The sequence below is a fragment of the Actinomycetes bacterium genome (genome assembly GCA_022599915.1).
Classification (GTDB): Bacteria; Actinomycetota; Actinomycetes; order S36-B12.
Genome location: JAHZLH010000048.1, coordinates 63,166 through 85,826, shown reverse-complemented (window position 1 = coordinate 85,826; position 22,661 = coordinate 63,166). Strand labels below are relative to the sequence as shown.

23 protein-coding genes and 1 tRNA gene are annotated in these 22,661 nt (G+C 60.1%); 12 read left to right on the top strand and 12 right to left on the bottom strand.

The features are described 5' to 3' along the window. Nucleotides 1–2,079, bottom strand: coding sequence for an alpha/beta hydrolase (locus K0U62_08055; protein MCH9801466.1), 2,079 nt, complete (start codon nt 2,077–2,079; stop codon nt 1–3). A 128-nt stretch (nt 2,080–2,207) separates the two neighbouring features. Here K0U62_08055 and K0U62_08050 point away from each other — a divergent pair, with 128 nt between their 5' ends. Next, the gene (locus K0U62_08050) at nt 2,208–3,191 is read left to right on the top strand and encodes a bile acid:sodium symporter (GenBank protein MCH9801465.1); all 984 of its coding nucleotides are present in this window, start codon (nt 2,208–2,210) and stop codon (nt 3,189–3,191) included. A 9-nt stretch (nt 3,192–3,200) separates the two neighbouring features. Then, entirely contained in the window at nt 3,201–4,061 is an 861-nt protein-coding gene (locus K0U62_08045; GenBank protein MCH9801464.1) for an alpha/beta hydrolase, read from the top strand. Here K0U62_08045 and K0U62_08040 read toward each other — a convergent pair. The 3 genes from K0U62_08040 to K0U62_08030 are packed head-to-tail and all read right to left on the bottom strand — an operon-like array spanning nt 4,022 to nt 5,948. Then, nucleotides 4,022–5,008 (bottom strand): SDR family NAD(P)-dependent oxidoreductase, encoded by a 987-nt coding sequence (locus K0U62_08040; protein ID MCH9801463.1) that lies wholly within the window; start codon nt 5,006–5,008, stop codon nt 4,022–4,024. The two genes, K0U62_08045 and K0U62_08040, sit on opposite strands and share 40 nt — an antisense overlap. Next, complete coding sequence (locus K0U62_08035) at nt 5,005–5,466, bottom strand: SRPBCC family protein (protein ID MCH9801462.1); 462 nt, start codon at nt 5,464–5,466, stop codon at nt 5,005–5,007. The genes K0U62_08040 and K0U62_08035 overlap by 4 nt, the downstream gene beginning before the upstream one ends. After that, entirely contained in the window at nt 5,466–5,948 is a 483-nt protein-coding gene (locus tag K0U62_08030; GenBank protein MCH9801461.1) for an SRPBCC family protein, read from the bottom strand. The genes K0U62_08035 and K0U62_08030 overlap by 1 nt, the downstream gene beginning before the upstream one ends. A gap of 290 nt (nt 5,949–6,238) precedes the next feature. Here K0U62_08030 and K0U62_08025 point away from each other — a divergent pair, with 290 nt between their 5' ends. Next, nucleotides 6,239–6,961, top strand: a complete 723-nt coding sequence (locus K0U62_08025; protein MCH9801460.1) for a M23 family metallopeptidase — start codon at nt 6,239–6,241, stop codon at nt 6,959–6,961. 77 nt (nt 6,962–7,038) lie between these two features. Beyond that, nucleotides 7,039–7,587 (top strand): DUF4333 domain-containing protein, encoded by a 549-nt coding sequence (locus K0U62_08020; GenBank protein ID MCH9801459.1) that lies wholly within the window; start codon nt 7,039–7,041, stop codon nt 7,585–7,587. A gap of 53 nt (nt 7,588–7,640) precedes the next feature. On the opposite strand, the gene K0U62_08015 is transcribed toward K0U62_08020, so the two are convergent. Together K0U62_08015 and K0U62_08010 are read right to left on the bottom strand one after the other, a co-directional pair. Continuing rightward, nucleotides 7,641–8,879 carry a hypothetical protein gene (locus K0U62_08015; GenBank protein ID MCH9801458.1) on the bottom strand — a complete coding sequence of 413 codons (1,239 nt, stop codon included), beginning with the start codon at nt 8,877–8,879 and terminating at the stop codon, nt 7,641–7,643. A gap of 72 nt (nt 8,880–8,951) precedes the next feature. Continuing rightward, nucleotides 8,952–9,923: an NADPH:quinone oxidoreductase family protein gene (locus tag K0U62_08010; GenBank protein ID MCH9801457.1), complete on the bottom strand. Its 972-nt coding sequence runs from the start codon at nt 9,921–9,923 to the stop codon at nt 8,952–8,954. A gap of 91 nt (nt 9,924–10,014) precedes the next feature. On the opposite strand from K0U62_08010, the gene K0U62_08005 reads away from it, so the two are divergent. The 4 genes from K0U62_08005 (at nt 10,015) to K0U62_07990 (ending at nt 12,056) form a co-directional block, all read left to right on the top strand. Further along, the gene (locus tag K0U62_08005) at nt 10,015–10,704 is read left to right on the top strand and encodes a peptidoglycan-binding protein (protein MCH9801456.1); all 690 of its coding nucleotides are present in this window, start codon (nt 10,015–10,017) and stop codon (nt 10,702–10,704) included. Nucleotides 10,705–10,869: 165 nt separating this feature from the next. Continuing rightward, nucleotides 10,870–11,010, top strand: coding sequence for a hypothetical protein (locus K0U62_08000; protein ID MCH9801455.1), 141 nt, complete (start codon nt 10,870–10,872; stop codon nt 11,008–11,010). 176 nt (nt 11,011–11,186) lie between these two features. Further along, nucleotides 11,187–11,327: a hypothetical protein gene (locus K0U62_07995; protein MCH9801454.1), complete on the top strand. Its 141-nt coding sequence runs from the start codon at nt 11,187–11,189 to the stop codon at nt 11,325–11,327. A 168-nt stretch (nt 11,328–11,495) separates the two neighbouring features. Continuing rightward, nucleotides 11,496–12,056 carry a fasciclin domain-containing protein gene (locus tag K0U62_07990; GenBank protein MCH9801453.1) on the top strand — a complete coding sequence of 187 codons (561 nt, stop codon included), beginning with the start codon at nt 11,496–11,498 and terminating at the stop codon, nt 12,054–12,056. An 81-nt stretch (nt 12,057–12,137) separates the two neighbouring features. On the opposite strand, the gene K0U62_07985 is transcribed toward K0U62_07990, so the two are convergent. Further along, a complete protein-coding gene (locus K0U62_07985; GenBank protein ID MCH9801452.1) occupies nt 12,138–13,697 on the bottom strand; it encodes an MFS transporter in 1,560 nt (519 codons plus the stop codon). A gap of 462 nt (nt 13,698–14,159) precedes the next feature. On the opposite strand from K0U62_07985, the gene K0U62_07980 reads away from it, so the two are divergent. Beyond that, the gene (locus tag K0U62_07980; GenBank protein MCH9801451.1) at nt 14,160–14,558 is read left to right on the top strand and encodes a transcriptional repressor; all 399 of its coding nucleotides are present in this window, start codon (nt 14,160–14,162) and stop codon (nt 14,556–14,558) included. 416 nt (nt 14,559–14,974) lie between these two features. On the opposite strand, the gene K0U62_07975 is transcribed toward K0U62_07980, so the two are convergent. Beyond that, a complete protein-coding gene (locus K0U62_07975) occupies nt 14,975–15,703 on the bottom strand; it encodes a DUF3152 domain-containing protein (protein ID MCH9801450.1) in 729 nt (242 codons plus the stop codon). 463 nt (nt 15,704–16,166) lie between these two features. Between K0U62_07975 and K0U62_07970 the strand changes: the two genes are divergently transcribed. After that, nucleotides 16,167–16,325 (top strand): hypothetical protein, encoded by a 159-nt coding sequence (locus tag K0U62_07970; GenBank protein MCH9801449.1) that lies wholly within the window; start codon nt 16,167–16,169, stop codon nt 16,323–16,325. 127 nt (nt 16,326–16,452) lie between these two features. Here K0U62_07970 and K0U62_07965 read toward each other — a convergent pair whose 3' ends face one another. After that, on the bottom strand, nt 16,453–16,752 hold the full coding sequence (locus K0U62_07965; GenBank protein MCH9801448.1) for a metalloregulator ArsR/SmtB family transcription factor: 300 nt from the start codon (nt 16,750–16,752) through the stop codon (nt 16,453–16,455). 314 nt (nt 16,753–17,066) lie between these two features. Between K0U62_07965 and K0U62_07960 the strand changes: the two genes are divergently transcribed. After that, nucleotides 17,067–17,139, top strand: a tRNA-Lys gene (locus K0U62_07960). Between the two features lie 336 nt (nt 17,140–17,475). Continuing rightward, nucleotides 17,476–18,585, top strand: coding sequence for a DUF2183 domain-containing protein (locus tag K0U62_07955; protein MCH9801447.1), 1,110 nt, complete (start codon nt 17,476–17,478; stop codon nt 18,583–18,585). A gap of 362 nt (nt 18,586–18,947) precedes the next feature. Here K0U62_07955 and K0U62_07950 read toward each other — a convergent pair whose 3' ends face one another. The 3 genes from K0U62_07950 to K0U62_07940 form a co-directional block, all read right to left on the bottom strand. Then, on the bottom strand, nt 18,948–19,586 hold the full coding sequence (locus tag K0U62_07950) for a CapA family protein (protein ID MCH9801446.1): 639 nt from the start codon (nt 19,584–19,586) through the stop codon (nt 18,948–18,950). Between the two features lie 233 nt (nt 19,587–19,819). Further along, nucleotides 19,820–21,343 carry a fibronectin type III domain-containing protein gene (locus K0U62_07945; protein MCH9801445.1) on the bottom strand — a complete coding sequence of 508 codons (1,524 nt, stop codon included), beginning with the start codon at nt 21,341–21,343 and terminating at the stop codon, nt 19,820–19,822. A gap of 365 nt (nt 21,344–21,708) precedes the next feature. Beyond that, the gene (locus K0U62_07940) at nt 21,709–22,602 is read right to left on the bottom strand and encodes a hypothetical protein (GenBank protein ID MCH9801444.1); all 894 of its coding nucleotides are present in this window, start codon (nt 22,600–22,602) and stop codon (nt 21,709–21,711) included. Nucleotides 22,603–22,661 lie beyond the last annotated feature (59 nt).

The following is a 22,661-nucleotide window of genomic DNA, read 5'->3' as shown; positions in this document are numbered from 1 at the left end:
TCAGGAGTTCCGGATAGCCCGGTAGGGGTCGGGTGCAACAGCACGCTCTGGGGTTACGACCTTCGGCACGACGGTGTGGTCCACGCCCCACTCCGCCAATGTCTCCCGTACTCGCTGCTCAGCCTTATCGAGGTTCTCGGCGACAACGCGTCGTTCCGCCCATTCAAGCTCTCGCTCACGTAGTGCTCGCTCGATACGTTCCATCTGGGCTGGCGGCACATCAAAACTGTAGGCCAGCCGAATCATCTCGGGGATGTCCTTGCGGTAGTCATGGGCGTACGCGTCGAACTCTCCAGGCGTGACGTTGTCCGCATTGAGCAAGTCGATCCCAACCAAAATGAAACTGAAGATTGGAAACCACCGCATGTCGGCGGGAACTCCAGCTGGCCGGGGCTGCTTATCCGACAGCCAGTAGGGGCGCTGAATGGTCAGGATTGGACCGAACTTCGGAATCGGGTCGTTGCCGTGGGTAAGGAGCACCACCCGGGCGCGCTCGGCCTGATCGCTGGGTAGTTGTTCGAATTCGGCAGCCGATTGGACCTCAACGACGATCCCTTGCGGATCCACTTCTTGCGGGTTCTTGAGCCAGTCCCGACGCCATTTGGAGGCATAGGGGGTGCCAAGGAACAGCGAACTACTGATGTCGAGGATGTCGAAACCCTCTGTACCCTCCTTACGGAAAACGTCCTGAGCGGCTTGGCTGCCCAGCGATTCGCCGAACAGTAGAATCTTGGGTCGCTTGTCCACCGGGATGGAGCGGACCCGCCAGGCCAGTGCTGTGAGCAGCGCCAACGTGCTTTCCCAGGCGGTGCCCACGCGATCAAGCGACAGGAACGACGGCCGTACCGAATACTGCAAGCACACCCCAGCCACATTGCCGCCGGTCATTAACTCCACTGACTCGCTGGCCACATAATTCACGTAACCGCTACCGGTAGCGGAGTAGACAGCGATGTAGGGACGGTCAAAGGCGCCGAATTCCTCTAGCTCCTGCATGGCTAGGAAGGCGCGCGAGTTGGGTGAGGGCGCCGATTGGTACCCGACGAACACCCGGATCGGATCGGTGGCTGGCTCACCAGTGATGTCTGCGATCTCATCGGCGGTCAGCGCCATATTCACGAAACGGCGTCCCTCCCGCCCGATTGTGCTCCAATCCACCTTGCTCCGAGGGCCACCGCTGACAACGTCAGATGAAGGGCGGGATCGGTAGGCCGGTTCTACCGCACTGCCCGCTCGTTCGGTGGCAGTAGTAGCTATCGCTATCGCTCGTTCCACTGCGAGCCCGAGGCCACCGAGGGCCACGACGTGCCCAATGGCTTTCGAGACTGGTCGGGCGCTGGGAACTGCGATAGCCACCACCTCACCTACGCCGCTGGCTACCGCATCTTCGATGCGGGATAGCCCGTAGAGCAGCAGTGATACTCCGGCACCGACTGCTAGTGCTTGAGTTGGTTGAACCATGCTGGCTTGTCGTACCGGCGTCCCGTACTGATCGGTCTCAGCGGCAGTGTCCAGCAGCCGACGAGAGCGAGCCAGATGCAAAGTCGTACCGATTGCGGCACCGGTTCCCAGCACCACCGGCAAACTGACTGTGCCGGAGTCGTGGCGACCGGTCACGCTGTCTACTGCCCCGTCAACACTGACCGCGATCGCGCCAGCTGCGGCACCCGTTGCTAGCCGGAACGAAGTTGTTCGTGCTGCCGCGCGGGTGATTCCTTCATTTGGGTGCTGGCGGAGCAGCCGTCGCGCGGCAACCGCCCCTGCCAGGGCTGCCAAGTCAGCGGTCAGAACCAGAGCGCGTCGTACATGTTCGCTACTGGAGCGATCACCGATGACGCGATCAGCTACTGCCTCCACGGTGGACTGCAAGGTGGCGGTCAATCCGTAGCTAATCGCACCAGCCAAACCGGTGGCAACCGCTTGTTGAATCGTGGTCCGAGGTAACAGTGACGATTCGAAGGAGGGGCCGATCGCGATCGTGCTGTGAACCAGCCCGGCGGCTTCCACCGTCGAGATTTTCGTTCCCAATAGTCGTCGCACTCCGCTGACCGCTACTTTGCCCGACTGACGCCACTGCATAGCATCATTGTGCACCACAGCGATTTCGCTGAGCCGGCGGTTCGCAGCGCCGCCGTTGAGTTGCGGAGGAAGAGAGGGATCGTGGCGATACTTTGCGGGTCGGCTTCCCACCGCTCAGGTGATTCGGCGTGAGCGGTTACGACCGACTGAGTCAGTGGTTGTTACCAGTGGGCGTCCTATTGGCGCTACTGGCGGGTCTGACCATTCCCGATCCGGGTGCGACACTGGCGGCCGTGTCGCTCGGTCCGCTGGACGTGACCAGTATGAGCGTGATCGTCATCTTCCTAATCAGCGGAATTGCCATTCACGGCGCCACACTGCACCTGACCGGTCTGGCTCGGGTAGCGGTGATCGTGTGTGTCCTGAATCTGGTCTTGGCTCCCACTCTGGCGGGTTTGCTGCTAACGGTGGTGACGCTGCCGACGGGCCTGGTTTTTGGCCTCGCAGTCATGATTTCGGTGCCAACAACGCTCAGTTCAGCGGCTGTCTTGACTCAGGTAGCTGGTGGCGATCAGGCCTGGGGCACCGCGTTGACGGTGGTATGTGTGTTTGCTGGCTCAATCACCGCTCCGCTGGCGGTTTCGTTGCTGCTCAGTGCAGAAGTCATCGTTCCAGCGGGTCCGCTCTTGCTGCGACTAGTGCTGTTAGTACTAGTGCCACTGGCAGTGGGTAACTTGCTGGCCCGAGTCTTGGGCTGGCGGGTCAACCGGTTCTGGCGGTTAATCCCGTCGCTCGGGGTGATTGTGCTGGCCTGGGTCACGGTGTCGGAATCGGCGGAAACGGTGCACAGCACCCCAGGTCAGCAACTGTTACTCGCCGCCATGCTGGTCATCGGGGGGCACGCGGTGATGTTGCTCCTCGCCCGTATCGCCAGCGCTGGCCTACCCGCCGAGCGCGCGATTCCCGCGTTCCTCGTCACCGCGCAAAAGACCCTGCCGCTCGCCCTGACCGTCATCGCGGCTGTGGCGGCGCTGGTGCCGGAACTGCAGCCTTATGCTGCTGATGCCGTCGTGGTCGCCGTGCTCTGGCATTTCCTGCAACTTCTCGTTGACGGCACCTTGGCAGCTCGTTGGGGGCACCGGGTGGTCAGCACCCCGACCGTGGCGCCCTAGGGTGTTCTCATGCGATCTTTCTCCCACGACCGATTGGTCTTCGAGGTCAAGGACGAGGGGCCCGAGGACGGCTACCCAGTGGTGCTGTTGCACGGCTTCCCGCAGGATGCCACCTGCTGGGACGCAATCGTGGGTCCGCTACAGGAAGCCGGTTTTCGCACCTTGGCGTTGAACCAGCGAGGATATTCACCCGACGCTCGCCCGCGGGGTGCTGGTAACTACACGTCAGCTGCCTTGGTTGAGGACGTCTTGGCGGTGATGGACGCTGCCGGCATCGGTAGTGCTCACATTGTCGGGCATGACTGGGGCGGCGCGGTTGCATGGAATCTGGCTGGGTCGCACCCGGAACGGGCCCGCACGCTGACGTCATTGTCGACTCCTCACCCGGCGGCCTTTCGAACCGTTGCCTTGCGCAGCACCCAGTTACTCAACTCGTGGTACATGGGGTTGTTCCAACTGCGCTGGGCGACAGAGCAGCTGTTGCACCCGGGAGGCCCATTGTGGGCGGCGTTGATGCGGGGTCTGCCCAAGCACCAGGCCCAGCACTACACCGAACGTATGCGAGCACCGGGAGCGTTGACTGCAGCGCTGAACTGGTACCGAGCTATGCCGCGGGAGTTGATCAAGCCAACCGTCAAGGCTGGTCGGATTGAAGTGCCCACCCTGTATATGTGGGGGGATCGGGATCCGGCACTCGGTAGAGCGGCGGCCATGGCTAGCGCCGATTTCGTAGACGCCGACTACACTTTTGTCGTGCTCAAAGACGTGGGCCACTGGATCCCAGAAACCGCCCCAGATTTGGTGGTATCAGGTCTGTTGGACTTCTGGTCCTACGAGGCCGAGCAGTCTGCGATGGCCAACCGGACTTGATGCTGGACGAACTGGAACAGTTCCGTGCGGTCATCAGCCGTTGTGCTGGCGACCGGCACCCGTCGGGTTTTTCGCCTGTTGCGGTCCAACCAAAAACCACCACTACCTAGCTCGGCGGGTGGACTGACTGCGAGCCAGATGAGAGTGTCAGCGCCCTCATCACCGTTGCGGAGTACCAATCGGGTCATGCGGTAGAAACCCGGCAGCGCAGTGCGCACTCCGGGAGTGTCCACCCAGCCGGGATGCATCGCGTGGAAACTGATCTCTCGGTCTTGCCACACAGTCGCCCATTCAGCGACGAGTTCCACCTGCGCCCGCTTGGCCCGCGCGTAGGCCTTCACGCCATCGAAGGTTGCTTCTGGGTATTCCATTTGGGTGGGCCGCAACGGCTCGGAATACATGCCACCCGAGGACATCACAATGACGCGGCCCCCCGATGCTAGTTGCGGTAGCAGGCGTTCAGTCATCAGCTGGGGAGCGAGCACCTGGGCGGTGTAGGTCTGCTCGTGGCCGCTGGCAGTTCCGTAGGAGTGGACCAAGGCACCAGCGTTGTGGATGAGCACGTCGATCTGCCCCAGAGGCTCAAGTTGGTCGCACAAATCGTTGACTGCACAAAGATCAGTGAGATCAGCGATGTGGGCTGTGACCGGTGAGCCACCTGCGGATTGGGAGATGTCCTCGGCAGCAGCATGAGTCCGCACCGGGTTTCGACCCACAATGTGAAGTTCTGCGCCGAGGCGGGCCAGGGTCCGCGCGGCCGACGCACCGAGTCCCGAGGTCGCCCCGGTCAAGACCACGCGGCTGCCAGCGAAGTGCTGTTGCCGCGCGATGTCAGCAAGCGATGGCCAGTCGTATAGCCGCCGCCTCGCCTCGTAGCCAATCCGGGTGAAACTGCCGACGATGCCCGTTTCGAGCAGGGCATCGGTGAGGTCAGCGGGTCCTTTCATGCGAACCGAGTTGGGTCCGCCAGTGCGGTGATCAAGCCGTTCTCCGCCCGCCGCCCGACGATGTTGAAGGCGAGTTGCATGAAGGGATCGGCGACTTGGCGGAGTCCAGCAAGTTCCAAGGTGGCGTCGTAGACAGCGACGCAACCAGTGTCGGCAGCTGATACTTCGATGATGTCGCGACTACTGAACTCGGAAGTGGTGGCTTCCAGCAGGATGCGGCCGGGTTGCCGTGGATGGGGTGGTTCAGCGAATAGCACCCGATAGTCGAGTGGAATCTTGCGCGGGCCAAAGGCTGCTACGACCCGGTACACAGCACCTTCGGTGGCTGGTGGTCCGCTGAGCAACTCAGCGGAAGTGACGCCCGGATCCCACTCGGCGATGGTGGTGAAGTTCGCCAGATAGTTGTAGACCCGTTCGGGGGCGGCGCCGGACGGCACCCGCGCCACGTAGCGGGCCATCAGACTTTGGTCGCGGAGTCAGTGCTTCCGCTTTCGACCTGGCGGGCGAACTTCTGCAGTGAGTAGCGAACTGCCCAATGGCTGAAGGGGCTGACCAGTAGCCAGAGCAAGCGTCCGGCTGGCCCTCCTGGAATCCGCAAGTTCTCGGTCCAAGCCAGTTCGCAAGATTCCTTGCTGCGCGGCGTGACCGCGAAAGTGCCGCTTCCCTGGACTACCCGGCCGGTGTGAACCACTGTGACGGAGCGACCAGGTACCCAGTCGGCGACCACCATGGTGTCGAGGAAACCCAAGCCGCCGAGAGGGGTTTTCACTCCGGTGAACGCTTCCAGCCGATCTCCCACGGCTTTTCGCTGTGGGCCCACTGGTCTGACCGTAGTGGCCAGCATCCACGACGACTGCCGAGCCCAGTCGGTCATAGCGTCGAAGACGGTAGCCGCAGGAGCATCGATGGGGACGGTAATGGTTACGTCAGTTGCTGCCACGTGACTAGAGTGCGGTGCTCAGGTGTCCCCGGCAAGTCGAAACGGCGCAAGAAAACAAACCGCGGAGCGCCCGGGGGAGAGTCCGGGAGCGCTCCGCGACATCTCTGAGCGTGCCAGAGCGGGTCAGACACCTGTTGACACCACGCCGCGATATTGGTGGGAACTTGTGGTCGGCAAAGGCCGGCCACCGGGGGAAATACTGCATTCCGTGGTCAAGATCACACTTGGTGACTGCATGATCCACATGTCTAGTGGGCATCACTACCTCCTAGCCAGGAAGAGGTGGTCAGATGTCGAGGATTCATTCGGAGTCAATGGGGTACGTCCTGTTGAGTTCCGCTGTGGTTGGCGGAGCACTTGTCTTGGTGCCACCGAACGCGGGTGGGGCTGATGCTGAGGGAATAACACCCGAGGACATTGATCGTCCGGCCAGCGTGGTGGAGGGGCAAACCCAGCGGGTCGGTGCTGACAATACTGCTGCGGAATCTCCGGAGTTGAAGCCAGGTGAGCGGACCTTCACCAACCAGCAAAACCACTTGGCGAAGCAACGCGCTAAGCGCATTTCTGCCCGATTCCCCTTCGGCAGGCTTAAGAGTGGCCTCGCGGTGCCACTCAAGAAGTTCCGGGTTGGGCCACTGTTCGGTCGCGTTGGTGGACCGCACACCGGTGGGGTGCACAGTGGTTTGGATCTGGGAGCACCTGCAAATACTCCCGTGCGCAGTGCTTCTGACGGTCGAGTTATTGTCGCTGCCTGGCAGGGGGCTGCCGGTAAAGCAGTGACTATCAAGACCGAGACTGGACATCAAGTGTTGTACGGGCACCTGAATCAGATTGATGTGAAGCAGGGTCAAAAGGTCGCCGCCGGTGACGTCATTGGCTTGGTGGGTTCCACCGGCAACTCGACTGGGCCGCATCTTCATATCGGTGTGCACCGCAAGGACGGCAAACTCATTGACCCGATGGTGTGGATGAAGACCTCGGTCCCCGAGCTAAGCACACAGGGTCGAAACTAGGCGATTTGAGTCGAGGCACGAGAGGTGCGAGGTCTCGTGCCGTTCCTTGCGGCTGGTGAGAAGAGTAGCGTGTCGACATGCGAAAGCGTCATCGGCGACTCGTTTCGACGGCCGCTGCGGTAGTCGTGTCAGTTCTAATGGTCGGATGCTCGGTGCAAGTCGGTGGCTCAGGTGACCTGAACACCAGCAAACTCGAGAATGAACTCACTGCAGACATCGAAGCAGCTCTGCCCGGCATTCCCCTTAGCGTGCAATGCCCTAGCGATATACCGATGGCCGCTGAAACCAGTTTCACCTGCGACGCTACCGTCGCCGGTCAGAGTCTGACCTTCGACATCACCCAAACAGATGATGAGGGCAATGTCGACTCGGAGCCAGAACAAGCAGTGTTGCTGATGTCCAAGATCGATGAACAAGTAGCGCCGCAACTTTCTGATCAGTTAGGTGGACAGTGGCAGGTGACCTGCAACCCGCCGGGCTCCCAAGACGGCGTGCTCGTCGCACCTCCGGGAGCGACTTTTGAGTGTTCCTTCAGTGGCGTCGGCAGTAATGGAACGGAACTGGTCGATCAACCGATGGAGATCACCGTCGACGACCTCGCTGGCAACGTTAGTTGGCGGGCGTAGCGAAAGTAATGTGGTCGGCTAGTAGCCATGGCAGCGTTGCGGTGTAGTAACAGCTAGTCGTTCGACTTGTTGTCTGAATCGGACTTCTCGGTGTCGGATTTCTCGGCGTTGTCCTTGTCCTTGTTGCCGAGTCCGAGATCTTCGAGTGCGTCGAGTGCCTCTTCGTCGAAGAGATCCTTCATCTTCGGCACTTTGAAAGTGAATTTCTTTTCCTTCTTCAGCTGCTTGGGCGTCTTCTCAACGTCGTCGACTTTCTTACCAGGGCAGGTGTGGGTGACGTCATGCCATTCCTCGGTGACACCGTCCGGCCCTTCTACTCGGATGTAGAGTTTGGCGGTCATGCTGGTGGGAATCCCACGGAGAAGATTCGAGAAGTCGCCCTGGACCTCATACAGCGGGTAGCTCCGGATTTTGCCCTCGGCCGGGATCGTCAACCGAGCCATGCCGCGGTCGACTTGCCCCTTGACGACGAAGACGTTGATGCTGAGTTCAAAGAAGTCAGGACATAGTCCCTGTTTGGTGTCAAAGATCTGAATCGCGACTTTGGGTGGCTTCCCCTGCTTCTCGGTCTTGACCTGTTCTTTCGTACTACCGGCGGAGTCTGCACCGGGCTCATCAGTTGTCGAGGAGTCTGCATCCTGAGCCTTGCGTTTCTTCGACGATGCTTCGCCTTTTTGCTGGGCAGGTGCATTTTCGGCGTCGGGAAGCTGTGCCGCGAGATCGGCATCACTTGCCCCATCTCCGGTCACCGATAGGCCGAGTCCCCAAGCGGCCATTGCGAAGACCGCGCAGGCGGCCACCAAGCCCCCGACAACTTTCCACCAGGAAGTGCGCCGAACGGCGAGCTCGTCCTGGTTGTCGAAATTCGCTTCGTCCTCGTGATCGAAATCCTCCTCGTCGCTGTCGACGTCATCCTCGTCGGCTAACGCTTCAGTACGAAAGAGCAGAATGTCGGTGTCGGTGTCGGTGTCGGTGTCGGTGTCGGTGTCGGTGTCGGTGTCATCGAGGTTCTGGTCATCCTCGTTGGCTGTGATGGCCGAGTTTTCGTCCTCGTGGTCCGCCGGCTCATCGGATTCGTCGGTTTCGCTAGCCGCTGATGCTGCATCGGCGGGTCGAATCGGGTCATCGGCAGCCGCAGTCGCCTCGTCGCTGTTGGCCTCAATGATTTCGGTGTGGCGCGCGTCTGAATCCGAGGTCGGCAGGTCACCGTTGGCTTCCTGATCGGATGTGTGATCGAGCCCCGCGTTGTCGAGCGGCTCCAGCTCCTGCTCATCATCGTTTCGCTCGCTCACGGGTCAACAGTAGGTCTTGGGTGAAGATCGTTTGGGCTTTCTTCCCAATTGGTGAAATTCGGATATCAGCGGCTAGTTGGCCGGCAAAAGGACGATCTTTCCCTGTACCTGACGTTCCGCCAACATGCGCAACGCATCGCCCCCGCGGCTCATCGGCAGTTCGGCGGCTACCGGTGGGCGCAAGGCACCTGATTCGATACCCGGCGCGAGTGCCTCCCACTGCTCTGTCAGATATCCGGGAGTCGCAAGTGCAAAGGTTCCCCAGGAGACCCCTACTACCGCGATGTTGTTTAGCAGCAGTCGGTTGATCTTGACCGTGGGAATCTCCCCCGCGGTGAAACCAATGACGAGCAGGCGACCTTCCGGCGCAAGGCAACGTAGCGAGTCAGTGAAGCGATCGCCACCGACCGGATCGAGTACCGCATCGACACCTCTACCGTCGGTGAGATCACGTACGGCATCCCGGAACCCGTCCGCCAACACGACCTGGTCAGCGCCGGCAGCGGTCGCCACGGCTACCTTTTCTTCGGTGGACACCACCGCGATGGAACGGGCACCTCGCCACTTCAGGAACTGCAGGGCGGCAGTCCCGATACCGCCGGCGGCACCGTGCACGAGCACCTGTTCGCCTGGGCGGAGGGCGGCTCGTCGATCAAAGGCAAACTGCACGGTGAGATAGTTCATCGGCAATGCCGCACCCTCAGCGAAGGAGACATCGTCGGGCAGTCGGTACACCGCCGATAGGGGTGCGACGGCTCGTTCAGCGAAACCGTTGAGCAGGGTGAGTGCTGCGACCCGATCGCCGGGTGCAAACCCGCTGTTATCAGGGGCCGACACGACGGTTCCCGCCACCTCGGAACCGGGCACGAACGGCGGCGGCGGCTTGAGTTGGTATAGCCCCCGGCTCAGCAGTAGATCCGGAAAAGCAACGCCAGCGGCTGCCACGTCGATCAGTACTTGGTCTGAACTCGGCTGTGGTTGGTCGACGTCAGCCATTCGCAGCCCGCCGGGACCGGTGAGTTCATGAATCTGCGCAACTCGCATCTGCTACTCCTTAACGGGTAATGCTGCGGTGAATGCCGCTGGTTTTCCCGGCAAACCGCTGTGATAGACAGTCTGCAACCTAGGAGGTTCAATGTGGCGTAAAGGCGCAGTTGTGGCGTTCTCCGCGATTCTTATCGTGGGAGTTTCTGCCTGCAGTTCCAGTGACAGTGATTCAGATCAGTCGGCGAGTCCCAGCCCAACCAGTAGCCCTACGGCAGCTGGTGGCAACTCAACAGCTGAGTTCAACAAGGAGATCCAGGAAGAACTCGACGCGGTCGGTTGTATGGCCGGCCCAGTCGACGGAATCCTCGGGCCGCAATCGGATGCAGCGATCGTTCGATTCCAGGAAGCAGCGGGTATCGAGGTAGATGGCGAACTTGGTCCGCAAACGGAATCTGAGTTGAAGCGGGCAGCGGCTGCGGGTGACACCGTTTGCACGACACCCACGGCATCTCCCACCACGACACCCACCCCCACCAAGTCCCCTGCTGGCAAACCACGTTGCAACGCGACCGCATTGGGGGCCGCACTTGACGCGGATGAGAGCGTCGTCGCGTACCAGTGTGAGGATCTTGGCGACGGTGAGCGTTGGGCCGGTGGCACGGCACGCGACAGTGGCGGCGTGGAGTACCCATTCTTCGCCAAATCCAAGGGAAGCCAGTGGGAGCGAGTGTCCCCCGATGAGGTCTGTGGCACAGCTGACGCTGGTCTAGGCCCGATCTTGGACTACTGCGATACCTCGTCGGCTAGCCCGACGAGTTCGACGAGTCCGACTGGTTAATCGGGGAAGCGCCAGCCGGCGCTAACTGGGCGTACCGGGTCCGGTGCGTTGCCGCGGATATACCGCGCGCAACGGGCCGGGCCCGTTCGCTTTTCATGCCTCACCGGGCAGGGCAGGAGGTCTACGGGAAACTGACTGTTCGGGGAGTCCGAAGTATCGAGGCCATTGCTCGGGTCGGTGGCGGTGCCGGGTGCGCTTGCCGCTGGTCTACTGCTGGTGGGCGTGGGCAGTGCAACTGCCGACCCGGCTGCTGATGGCACGTTCAGTGTCTCGGGGATCGGTGCCAACAACCAAATGGTCACCTGACCTGACGGCAGTATCTGGCTGACCCGGGAATCCGCTACCGCTGATCTGGCAAAGATCACTCCCAGCGGGACCCGACAACGCGGTGTGGACTGCCAGGGGCAATAAGGTCATCAAGATCCCAGTAGCAACCCCAGCGACTTTCACCAGTTTCGCGGCTACTTGTGTGGTCGGAGCGCGTGCAGTTACGCACGAAGGTCAAAAAGACCTACAAGAAGTCGAAGGCTGACAAGAAATACCGGGTCAAAGTCCGCGCGGTCAACGGGGTGGGACCCGGTCCAGTCGTCAAGAGAAAGTTCCGAACCTCCACGAAATCCTAGAGTTCGGCGCTGCGCCAACGATCGACGGCGGGAGAGCCCCAGTATTCGTTGCGCAGACAAAAAATGAAATTTTTGCAGATCTTGTGCATCTAACCAGGACACTTGCTGCGAAGTAGAGGGTAAGAACATCTGCTACTTAGGAGGCAGCAAGTGAGAAACAAGCGTTTGATGGGAGTGGCCGGACTAGCAATGGTGGCGGCCCTGGGGCTAGCAGCCTGCAGCACGGACTCCGATACCAGTGCTGAGGATTCAATGGCGACTGCCAGCGAAATGCCAGCACCCGAAGCCACAGGGACCAATACGATCCCTGAGGTCGCAGCAGCAGCTGGCGACTTTACGGTTCTGGTCGATGCAGTGACGGCAGCGGGGCTAGCGGAGACGCTCAGCACCGGTGAATACACCGTCTTCGCGCCGACCGATGAGGCTTTCCAGCCGCTGGTGGATGACGGGACCGTCACGGAACTGTTGAAGGACCCTGAAGGTCAGTTGACCCAGATCCTCACCTACCACGTTGTTGAGGGCAAGGTGACTGCCGAAGACGTCGTCAAGCTTGACGGCCAGAAGGTCACCACGGTGAATGGCGACACGCTCAAGGTGATGGTGAGCGATTCCGGTGAGGTCATGCTTAAAGACTCATCCGGCGGCACTGTGACGGTGGTGCAGACCGACGTGGAGGCCGACAACGGAGTGATCCACGTGATCGACGGAGTCCTGATTCCTAAGTCCTAAGGAAAGGCCCGTTGGCAGCAGCGCGGGATTCGCAACATGCGGATCCCGCGCTGTTTGCTGTCGTGGCGGCGTTTATGAGTCCTAGCGGTTTGTGGCTGGGTTTCGGCGTGGTGCCCGAATGAACACGAAGATCGCACCCAGGATCGCGAAGAACGCACCAACCCGTAACGCACCACTCGCCCCGGCCACGAATGCCTCGTTGGCCGCCGACAGCAGTTGCGCACCCTGCGGCCCCAACTGCTCGGTAATACCGGCGGCTGCAGCCACGGAGGATTCGATGGCATCTCGGGTTTTTTGCGGGAGGTCGCCGTCATATTGGCTGACCTCCGAGCGGTAGATATTGTTCAACACGCTGCCCAGCACGGCGATCCCCAGCGCGCTGCCGAACTCTCGGGACGTGTCGTTCATGGCCGATGCCACACCCTGCTTCTGACGCGGCAGCGAAGCAGTAATGGCGGCGGTTGCAGGAGCACCCGCCAACGCCATCCCGGCGCCGAAGACCAGTAGTCCTGCTAGGAACCGCCAGTAGTTGAAGTCAGTGGACAGGAATGACATCAACAGCAAGCCGGTGCCTAGGCACAGCAGGCCGAGGCTGCCAACCTTGTTGTAGCCGACTCGTGCCGCAATAACGGGTGCGACTCGCGCCAACGGTAGCGTCACGATGGCCATGGGCAAGATCGACAGGGAGGCCTGCAGTGGGGAGAAACCTATGACGATCTGCAGGTACTGGATGATGGTAAAGAAGAAGCCAAAGGCTGCGAAGAACTGCAGCATGAGTGACGCTGATCCCGTTGAGAACCCCCGTAGTCGGAACAGTCGCGGGTCCAGTAGCGGGGCATCGTTACGTGCCTCCCACCACAAGAACAGCGCCATGCTCAGCACGCCGATTGTCAGGGCTGCGATGACCTCGGTTGATCCCCAGCCCGCCACTGGTCCCTCGATGATGCCGAATACCAAAGCTGCGACAGCGAGGAAGGACAGCGCAGCGCCGAACGCATCCAGCGCTGGTGGTTCGTCATCCACTGAGTTCGGAATGACGGCAACTGTTCCGATCAGTGCCAGCACTGCCAGAACTACATTCAGCGCGAAGAAGGAGCTCCACGAGAAAAACTCCAGGAGAAGACCGGACATTACCAAGCCCAAGACAGCCCCTGCTCCAGCCACACCGACCCAGATGCCAACGGCATGGGGCCTTCTCTCCTCAGGGAAGGAAGTCGTAATGATGGATAGTGTGGTGGGCATAACTGCTGCGGCACCCACCCCCATGCCGGCGCGCAGGTAGATCAGCGTCGTCGGTTCGGTAACGAAGAAGGCGACTGCGGCCAGTGTTCCAAAAAGCACCAGACCGCTGATCAGTAATCGGCGACGGCCAAACCGATCGCCGATCGCTCCGGAGATGAAGAGCAACCCAGCAAGTGCAACCGTGTAGGCGTCAACGATCCACTGCAACTCGCTTTGGGTCGCCCCGGTAGTTTTCGCTAAGTCAGGCAACGCCACGTTGAGGCCGCTCACGCTGGAGATGACCATCATCAACGCCAGCGAGACGGTGATGAGGATAAGTCGCAGTCTGCGGGGATCGTCGACGACCCCTGCATCATTCGAACTCGCAAGTCCCGCGTCGTCCGCCGGTTGGGAAGCCATCGTCTGAGGCTAGCGATAGCGACGCTCTAGAACTAGCCGAGCCGCAGCCGTACCACCTCCGAACCGTGACTGCGTCGCCGGTGAAAGCAGGTGCTGCCGAAAGGAGCGCTGTGACAGCGGGGGCGTCACCATTGCCGGTATATGCTGGTCGAGGTGCGAACAATTCGCATTATGGTGATCTTGGCGGTATTCGCGTCCGATGAGAGACGCTGTGTCGAATCGACACTCCGCCTCAGACCATGAGTATTTGCCCGGAGACTGGCCCGAGACTGTGGAGCATGACGGCCACATTGATCATGTGCATGACGGATACCTCCATCACCAGCACGGTAATCATGTCCACGAACATGGCATCCCCGATGAGCCTGAATCAGATTAATCGCTACTAGCAAAGGCGGATCGCAGGAATTCGCACAGTGGATGCAACGCGGCGGATGAAGCGAAAGTGGCTATTCTTGGGGTATGAGCACCCGGCGAGATACTGCAGCCAGGCGGGCCATAGCTGCGGAGCTTGCGGAGCAACAAAACTTTCGGACTGCACAAGAAATACATGCCGACCTTAAACTCAAAGGTGCGTCAGCAAGCCTCGCGACCGTCTATCGCAACCTAGCCGCTATGGCGGGTACCGGTGATATTGATGTGGTCCTGAAAGCTGACGGGGAGGCGCTTTACCGTCACTGTAGTCAGCCTCACCATCACCACCTGATCTGTCGTAGCTGTGGCAAGACCATCGAGGTTCGTAGCCATCACATTGAGAATTGGCTGGAAGAGCAGGCGGCAGAGCATAACTTTTACGACACCGATCATCGAGTGGAGATGATTGGTCTGTGCCAAATCTGCCATGAGACGCACAGCAGTTAACTGAGCTGGACACCGGGAACTCGTCGCAAGTTATTTCTGTTTCCAGATCGGCAACAAGTTCCTTTCGGTCGCTGGGCTGCGTGACAGGTGTGCATTAGTCTGGGCCGGTTAGATCGCGGGGCGTCGGTTCGGTTGTATGTGGCACCGACGATCAAGGATGTTGACCCCACGACTGCGACAAACCTCGACTGCCGCGCGGCTGACGTATCGGGGAACCCCTACCTAATGCTGGGGGCATTAGGTGCGGTCCGGAGTTCAGGGGTTACGCGATGAACCGTCCGCCCCGGTGGTTACTGCCGAATCGCCGGAACGCATGAGTACCGCACGGCGACAAGAGTTGGGCCTAGTTCAGCTGCTGTCGAGGCAGTCGCCCGATCATGCCCGTACCTGGTCGTGGTGACTGGCGACACATCGAGCTAGGGATATGGCCAGGCATTCGGTTTGCAGGCACCGGTGCCTTTGGTTTGTTGCATCATCACTGGAGCTGGAGCTCCAGCGGTGGGGCAGAAGTGATGGCCGAAACCGAGGCCGTGGCCGACTTCATGGTTAATCACGTAGCGGCGGTAGGTGCCTAGAGAGGTGAAGTCGCTGGCTCCATTCTCCCACCGATAGAGATTGATCATGGCTCGCTGGCCGTCCCAGCAGGAAAAGATTCCGGCAGTATTTAGTCCCACGGTGGCACAGTGAGCATCCACCTTCCCCGGAGTTGCTAGCACCACTCTGATGGTGGCTTTGGTGGCTTCACCTACCCGCCGCAGAGTTCGATCGCCAGTTGCATTCCAGCCACGCTGGGTGTCTTGCAGGGCAGCATCAGCGATCTTGGCTAGTTGTCGGGCATGGGGGCGAAGGCCAGGTTCAAACTCCACTGAGTAGGGGATGGTCCAGCCAGCAGCTTTGCGTGCGCCGCGGCCGTTGCCGGAGTTAGCCACCGGCTGGATGACCACGAAACCATCACCGGACTTGCTGGTCTGCAGCGGTGGCGGTGCCGCGGGTTTGGTCACGATGACTGGCGATTTCATTGGCGGAGTTGCAGTTATCGGCGGGTCGTCGCCAGACATGGCGGAGATACTTGCTGCGCCCCCTGCCACAAGCACAACTGTCGCGACAGCAATCATTGGCCGTCGTCGGAACAGTCGCGCAGTCACCGGATGACGGTAGCGGTCGTTCATCGTTGATCTTGGTTAACACGCGGTGGATGTGAGGGTCAACACGAAAATCGACTCCCCCTCGTGGCCTGTGCCCAAGGTTTGGCAAACATCCGCTGTTGGTATCGCGCTGGCCATCGTCGCGGCAGAAAATGTGCCTGGTAGCCACCTCCGGCGCTGCTTGGGTCGCGATAACGCGTACTAATCGGTGTCATCTTGGGGCTTGAATCAGGTACGCGGATTTTCCTGACGGATGCGGTGAGGTGATTCCGGTGATTTACCGCATTTGCGGGCCGCTGGCAGCGGCCCGCGTTCGTGAGTGCCGGGTTGGGTGCTGTCAGCCACGCCAGGATGGCGATCGACGTGGCTCTTGACGTGCTGTCGCGGCTTGCCCTCCGGTAGGCAATCGGGCTGTTCCGCAGGCGTGTCTGTTGCCTATGCAGCGTGCTTGCAGGTTGTGCAGGTGCAGTCAGCGCATGCGCAGGTCGAGCACGAGCAGTCGTTGCAGTTCTGGCAGGTGCATGTCGCGTGGTTGCAGGTAGCGCAGGTGCAATCGGAACATTCGCACTTGGCGCAGTTGTCGGAGCAGTTACTACAAGAGCACTGTCCGCACTCGTCGTAGTGGCCGTCGTGCTCGCGGTGCGCGTGGCCGTCGTGGAGGTAGTCAACGTGGTCGTGGTGGATGATGGCCTCGTGCCCGCAGTAAGGGCCGTGGGTGTGGTTGTGTGTTTCGGCCTGGGTGTGTGTCGTCATGAGTGCTCCTTCGTATGTTCGATTGCGTCTCGGACGATGTGCGAGACGTGCTCATCGGCGAGTTGGTAAGTGTGGTACTGGCCGCGAGCAGTCGAACTCACGAGTTGATGCTGACGCAACACCCGCAGGTGCTGAGACATCAGTGGTTGGCTGACCTGCAGTCGTTCCGCCAGCTCGTTCACCGTTGACGGGCGCTGCGTCAACTGCCAGAGAATCGCCAATCGCACTGGCGAACCAAGTGCCTTGAACAACTCCGCGGCCTTGCTCACTTCCGCAATGTTCTCTTGTCCGGTCATTACATTCCTATATGCGCAGATGTTTATGCAATGTAGCGCATCAAATATGCCAAGTGGCACAGAACGAGGCTGGAACCCACTCGGAGTGAGTCCCAGCCTCGTTTACTGGGTCTGGCCAGGCGAGATCGTGACCGAGAGATGGAGACCTGTCTTTCGACGACAGCTTTGCTAGTTCCGAGAACTCTCGAGTAGCCGGATCGGGGTCACCCAATTCACAAATCTCTGGCCCTTCGATGCCCGAGTAGATGCGGCGCAGGTATCGTCGGTCTAGCAACACTGTTGCGGGGTGCTACCACGGCTTTCACCGTGTCCCCGGGCCTCTAGCTCAATTGGCAGAGCTGCGGACTTTTAATCCGTAGGTTGCGGGTTCGAGTCCCGCGGGGCCTACTTATGAGCGTGAAACTGGCGCTGCCTAGGTTTTTTGACACCAACCGTGACACCAACCAGGTTCGAAAACGTGTTCGGTCGACCCGGGTTTCATCCACAACCGGTCCCAGGCTCCGACCTTCCACACCAGTCGAAACCAGCACCACAACCCCGCCAAGATGCCTTCAACTAGATGCACCTAACGCAAGACACCCTCGCCCCACTCATCCACGACCACAATGGCGGCGCCCAACTCGACCCCCTACTCGCAGGCCTGGTCCACTGACTGACGCCGCCTACGGGATCAGGATTGTTCTCACAGCGCCAAACCGATGAGAAATCTGGGAGCATCGGCGAATGGTCGACTGGTTGCGCTTCGGTGCCGATATGGAGGACCTAGCGACCCAAACACTTCGCACTGGTAAGCAGGTCACCGGCTTGCTTCGTCCGACGGTGATTCAGCCGTATCGGGGATTCGTGGCTGACGGCGTGGCCAATATTCGAGCTCGGGTTATGGAGCAGCCCGTGTTTGACGCCACTCCCAAGGGCCTGCGGATCGATGCCACACTGGCGGCTAACTTGTTGCGCTGGGTCGTGCTGGATATCGCGGGTCTTGAGGTCACCGTCACCATAGGCGACCGGAGCACCACAGTGAACAGCGATGAGAACGGCTTCGTTATTGCCAAGATTCCCATCGAAGAGAAAATGCAGCCGGGTTGGCACGAAGTGCACTTCTCGGCCAAGGACCGTGGTGAGGAGATCACCGCCAGCGGCCGAGTTGTGGTGCCCGATCCGCGTTCACGGATCGGGTTCATCAGTGACATCGATGACACGATCCTGACCACTGGCATGACTGACGGTCTCAAAGCTTTGCAGCGCACTCTGCTTCGCGATGCAGGTGGCCGTAAGCCCGTCCCAGGAACGCCAAGCCTCTATCGAGGATTGGCGCGCGGGGCTAAGGGCAATCGATCTGATTCGACCTTCTTCTATGTGTCATCAGGCCCGTGGAACTTGTACGACATGCTGATTCAATTCCTTGGTGTCCGCGGTTTTCCACGAGGTCCCATCTTCCTCACTGATTGGCGTCCCGGCGCCCCACTGAGCGAGGAGGAGCAAGCGCAAGGCGAGAAGTTGTCGGTTCGGCACAAGCGCGCTCGAATCCGACGAATCCTCGATTCCTATCCCGATCTGACCTTCGTGTTGCTGGGTGACAGTGGCGAACATGACCCGCAGGTCTACCAGGAGTTTCTGGAGTCAGATCCGGATCGAATCAAAGTGGCGTTGATCATAGATGTGTGGGCGGAACCGACGGAACTGGATGATGACAGTCTCAAGGAGACGCTGGCGACGTCCGGACTGGTGACGGTGCGGAACTCCCTCGAGATGGCGCAAGTAGTGCAGCAGTTGGGGCTGATCGATGAGTTCACTGTTGATGAGGTCATCACCGAGATTGATGCCCGTCTCTAGTGACTGACCACAGCGCTCCGCCCGCCCCGACATCGGGGATGTGCCGGGGCGGGCGGCAGAACTAGTCATCGTGGTCAGTCTGTTTCTCAGCGAACGAAGCTGCGCATCGGGCGGTTAGCTCGCTATGTAGGTCGGATCCTAAATTGTCGAGCAGGTCGTCGGTCCCGAGATAGCTACGACCCAGTCGGTAGTACCGGGTTGCGTGTGTCATATTTCTTCCTCCCTGACACTTCGGTCGAAGCGCCTTGTCGAAATGATGTCCCGTTCGGCCAGTGTCAAACCGCAGGAGGACCCGAAGCGTTTCGGCAAGCAGATGTACTGGTAGTTGCAATCGTGGGGGAGGAGACCGATCGCGGAGGTAGTTAGCGTTTCAGTTCGGCGCAACCTCGCAGCGACTCCCAGTAGGCCAGTTGCGAGCGCTTGGTGAGGTAGTCGACGCGGAACGCTGATGCCAGCCCGCGCTTGTTTGGCCCAGCGGTCCACGTGTACTCCAAGTGAGGGTCGAGGACCTGACTGGCGGTGAAGAACGCAATCCGGTGGCCTCGGACTTCAGTAATCCACGGCTTGTACGCCGTGCGTTGATTTCGACCAATACTGACTGCTGGCTGATTGATCTGGCGCTTCGCCCGCAGGGACCGGTTAGAGCCTTCCCAGCCATAGTCCATATCGTGGTTGTTGGCCATGCTGACGACATCAACACTGCCAGATGCCAAGGCAGGCAGGATCCTGAGTGGGGCAGCAAAGTTGTATGCCTTCGGCTCCGGAGAGCCGGATGTCGCGATCACAGTGTCTAGGTTCACCATCACCACGTCGGCGCGCTGCAGCATGGGCGCAAATGGACCCACAAAGGGCTTGGGGTTGTTCGCCAGCCGTACTGCTAGCGAGCCTTCGGCATGGTTGTCGCCAGCGAATGCCAGCCGCACGATGGGAGGTTGCTCATCGGTGGTGGTGGCCGAGGACTGCGGCACCTTCATCGTCAGTGACGATGAAGGTGCAGGCATCTCGACTGCGTCACCCTGTTTTGACGCAGTACTTGGGGAGGTGGTTGATGTCTAACGTGGGGCGCAACCGACCAGCGCCAGAGTGGCAAGAAGCACAACAGTCACGGCGCTAGTTTCTCGCCGCATTCCGCCCCCACAACTCCCAGGCGCATTGGTGTCACAGCAGTCGACCCAGGCCAAAGCCATAGGGTATCTCGCTGGGCAGCGGCCTGGGTCGGCTAGCGCTAGCTCTTCTACTTGGTCTTGAACTTCTTCTTGACCGCCTTGCCGTTGCCGACCTCATTAACGGCACGCACCTTGACTGGGTACTTCCGATCTGGGTTCAACTTCTTGAAGATCTTGGTGTATTTGCCCTTCTTGTTGGTTACCGGTTCGACGGTTTTCCACTTCTTCCAGTTGCCATTCTTCTTGATCTTGGCTTGGTAGTTGGTGATCGCGGCGCCACCGTTGTCGTTTGGCTCTTTCCACTTCAGTTTCAGTTTCTTGGTGTACTTCTTGGCTTTGAGATCGGTGACCTTGTCAGGTGCTGTTGACCCAGGCAGCGGCGGTAGCGGCGGCGGTGGGTCGATCGGAGGGTCGCCTTGGAAGCGGGCGAGATAGCGGGAGGGAGTAGTGAAATCTCCCCCGACGACTACGGCGCCGTCAGGCTCTTCGGTAATCCACTGCACGAGCTTGTTGAACTCGTCAGCGGAAATCCGGTCGTTGTAGGCGTTGGCAGGTTCACCGTCGTAGGTGAACGCCGTTAGATAGGGGGTGGGGGCCTCGCCGGGCCGGAAGTCGCCGCCGAGCAGGATTCCGTTGGGTAAGGCGCGCACGCTGTACGCCTGCTCGTTGGCGATCAGGTGGGGAGTGACGGCGTTGTTGAAGTTTGCATCGGGAGTGCCGTCGCTGTTGTAGCGCGCCAGCATGGGGCTAGGAGTTGAGAAATGACCAGCGACCAAGATTTTCCCGTCCGGTTGCAGCGTCACTGACTCCGTGCTGTTGTTGAATGACTGTTGCACTCGAAATGAGAAGTTGACGTCCCTAGTCCCGTCTGGGTTCACCCGAGCTAAGTAGGACGAAGTTCCCGGATCTTGGAAGAACCCCGCGAGCAGAACGCTGCCGTTCTCCTGCACGGCTATCTCCTGCACCCAATCATTGAGATTGAGGCTGAAGTCCACGTTGGCGTTGAAGTTCAGGTCGGGGGTGCCATTGGAATTCAATCGGGCAAAATACTTCGATCCCAGGGCGCCGTTGAGATTCTCAAATGCACCACCAATCAGAATCTTGCCGCTGGGCAGTACTTTGATATCCCAGACACCGCCATCGATCAAACCCCGAGTACTCTCGCGGAAGTCCCGATCGAGGTTGCCGTCGGGATTCAGCCGCAGCAGGCCTGGAGGAGCGCCGAACTGTCCACCGAGCAAGATCTTGCCGTCCGCCTGGACCGCTACCGTGAACGCGGTGGAGTTGAGATTCAGTCGTCGAGCTTGGTTATTGAAGGCGACATCGGGAGTGCCGTCGGGGTTGTAGCGGGAGATGCCATTCCCTGGGCCAGTGGTATCGCGGCCTACGGCAATGACCTTCCCGTCCGGCTGCACCGCCGTCGATGCGACCCGCTGGGCGCCGTTTTGGTTTACCGCACTGACGTTTTCATTGAACGTGGTGTCGGGGTCGCCGGCGGCGGCGTTGGCGGGTGTGCCAGCAAAGGCCACAATGCCGCTGGCCAGCATGCCGACAGCAGCGATAGCTGCCACCTGTGATGTGAGGGGGCGCATTATTTTCTCCCAGTTCTTCATCGGGTCTTGGTCTTGACTGAGGTAACAGGTCCTGGGCCGGCTGGGCTGTAGTTGTAGGAAGGAGCGACGTGAGCGCGTTAGCGCAACGCTTTTTGCCGCGACTTTTTCGCTCGGCGAGATCGCGAGACCTCATATCTGTCCAGACAGGCGGAGTCGCAGTGAGTGGTAGCCGAGCTGCGGCCATGCCAATTCCTTCGACCAGTTGCATCGCAGCAGGTGATCAGCCCGCTGCATGGTGTGTATTTATTGGAGCAGCGCAGCGCAGAAAGGCGCTAGGACAAGTGCCTCAAAATTGAGATTGCCTTGAGGTTCTGTCGAGATGGCGCAGGGGCGCCATGGGTCAGCTATCTAGCCATGAAAGATGTCATCCGAGACGCTCGCCGCAACATTCCTGCCGCGGGCAGATCAGGGATGCCTTCCAGTACGACTGATATCGCAGCCAAACGCCGGGGTTGCCGCACTCGAATCTTGCGGGTTGCCTCAAGTACTCGCACATTCCCGGCAGCGAAATCGATCAGCAGCCCGGCAGGACCCACGACAGCAGGTCCGGCATCTGCTTCAGTGACATCGCGGGTTCGCCAGGCATTCTCGTGTGCTCCCGTTCCCATGACGCCTTCCGGCGTGATGGCTGTGATGGAGGCGGTTGCACCAAGGCGGCCAGCTACTGCGCCCGTACTATCCACCAGCGCAGTCAGACCGAGCCGTTCTAACTCAGGTTTCGGTTGATCGGGCGCGATATCTCGCCAGGTAGCGGCCATCTGAAAAGCTGCTGCCAGCACGAATGTCCCCACGGGAATCATTCCGAGTGGGCTAGGGGTGCTGAGCTCTGCGTCTTCGGCAGCCTCGCTGCTCGCGGCCCATTCGATGACGCTTGTAGCCGCGTACTGGACGGCTGAGCGCACGTCCTGCTCACTATCGTCACAGTGTGCTTCTCGCAGCCGATCGCGGGTTGCAGTGAAGGGTTCGATCGCGGTGACCCCGGCTCTGGCGTCGGCAACAATCTGATGAATCCCGCGGCTGTCCTCCCAATGCCCCATGGGAATGAGTTGTTCTTTCCTGGTGAGTTTCCGATCCCGACCGCGTTCGGATAAGTCGAGTTTGTTCAGGCCCTGCAAAAACAACTCCCAGGCTTGGCTTGCCAGTTCTAGGATGTGAGTGGGCCCTTCGGAGAGCAGGCCTCGCTCACCTGATTGGGGGCGCAGCACATCAGGGACAGTCGCGCTGTTGTCCTTGGGCACGCGTACTCCGGCAATCGAAGGTATGCCGTGAGTCTGGCAGATGGAACTCGGATGTGCCC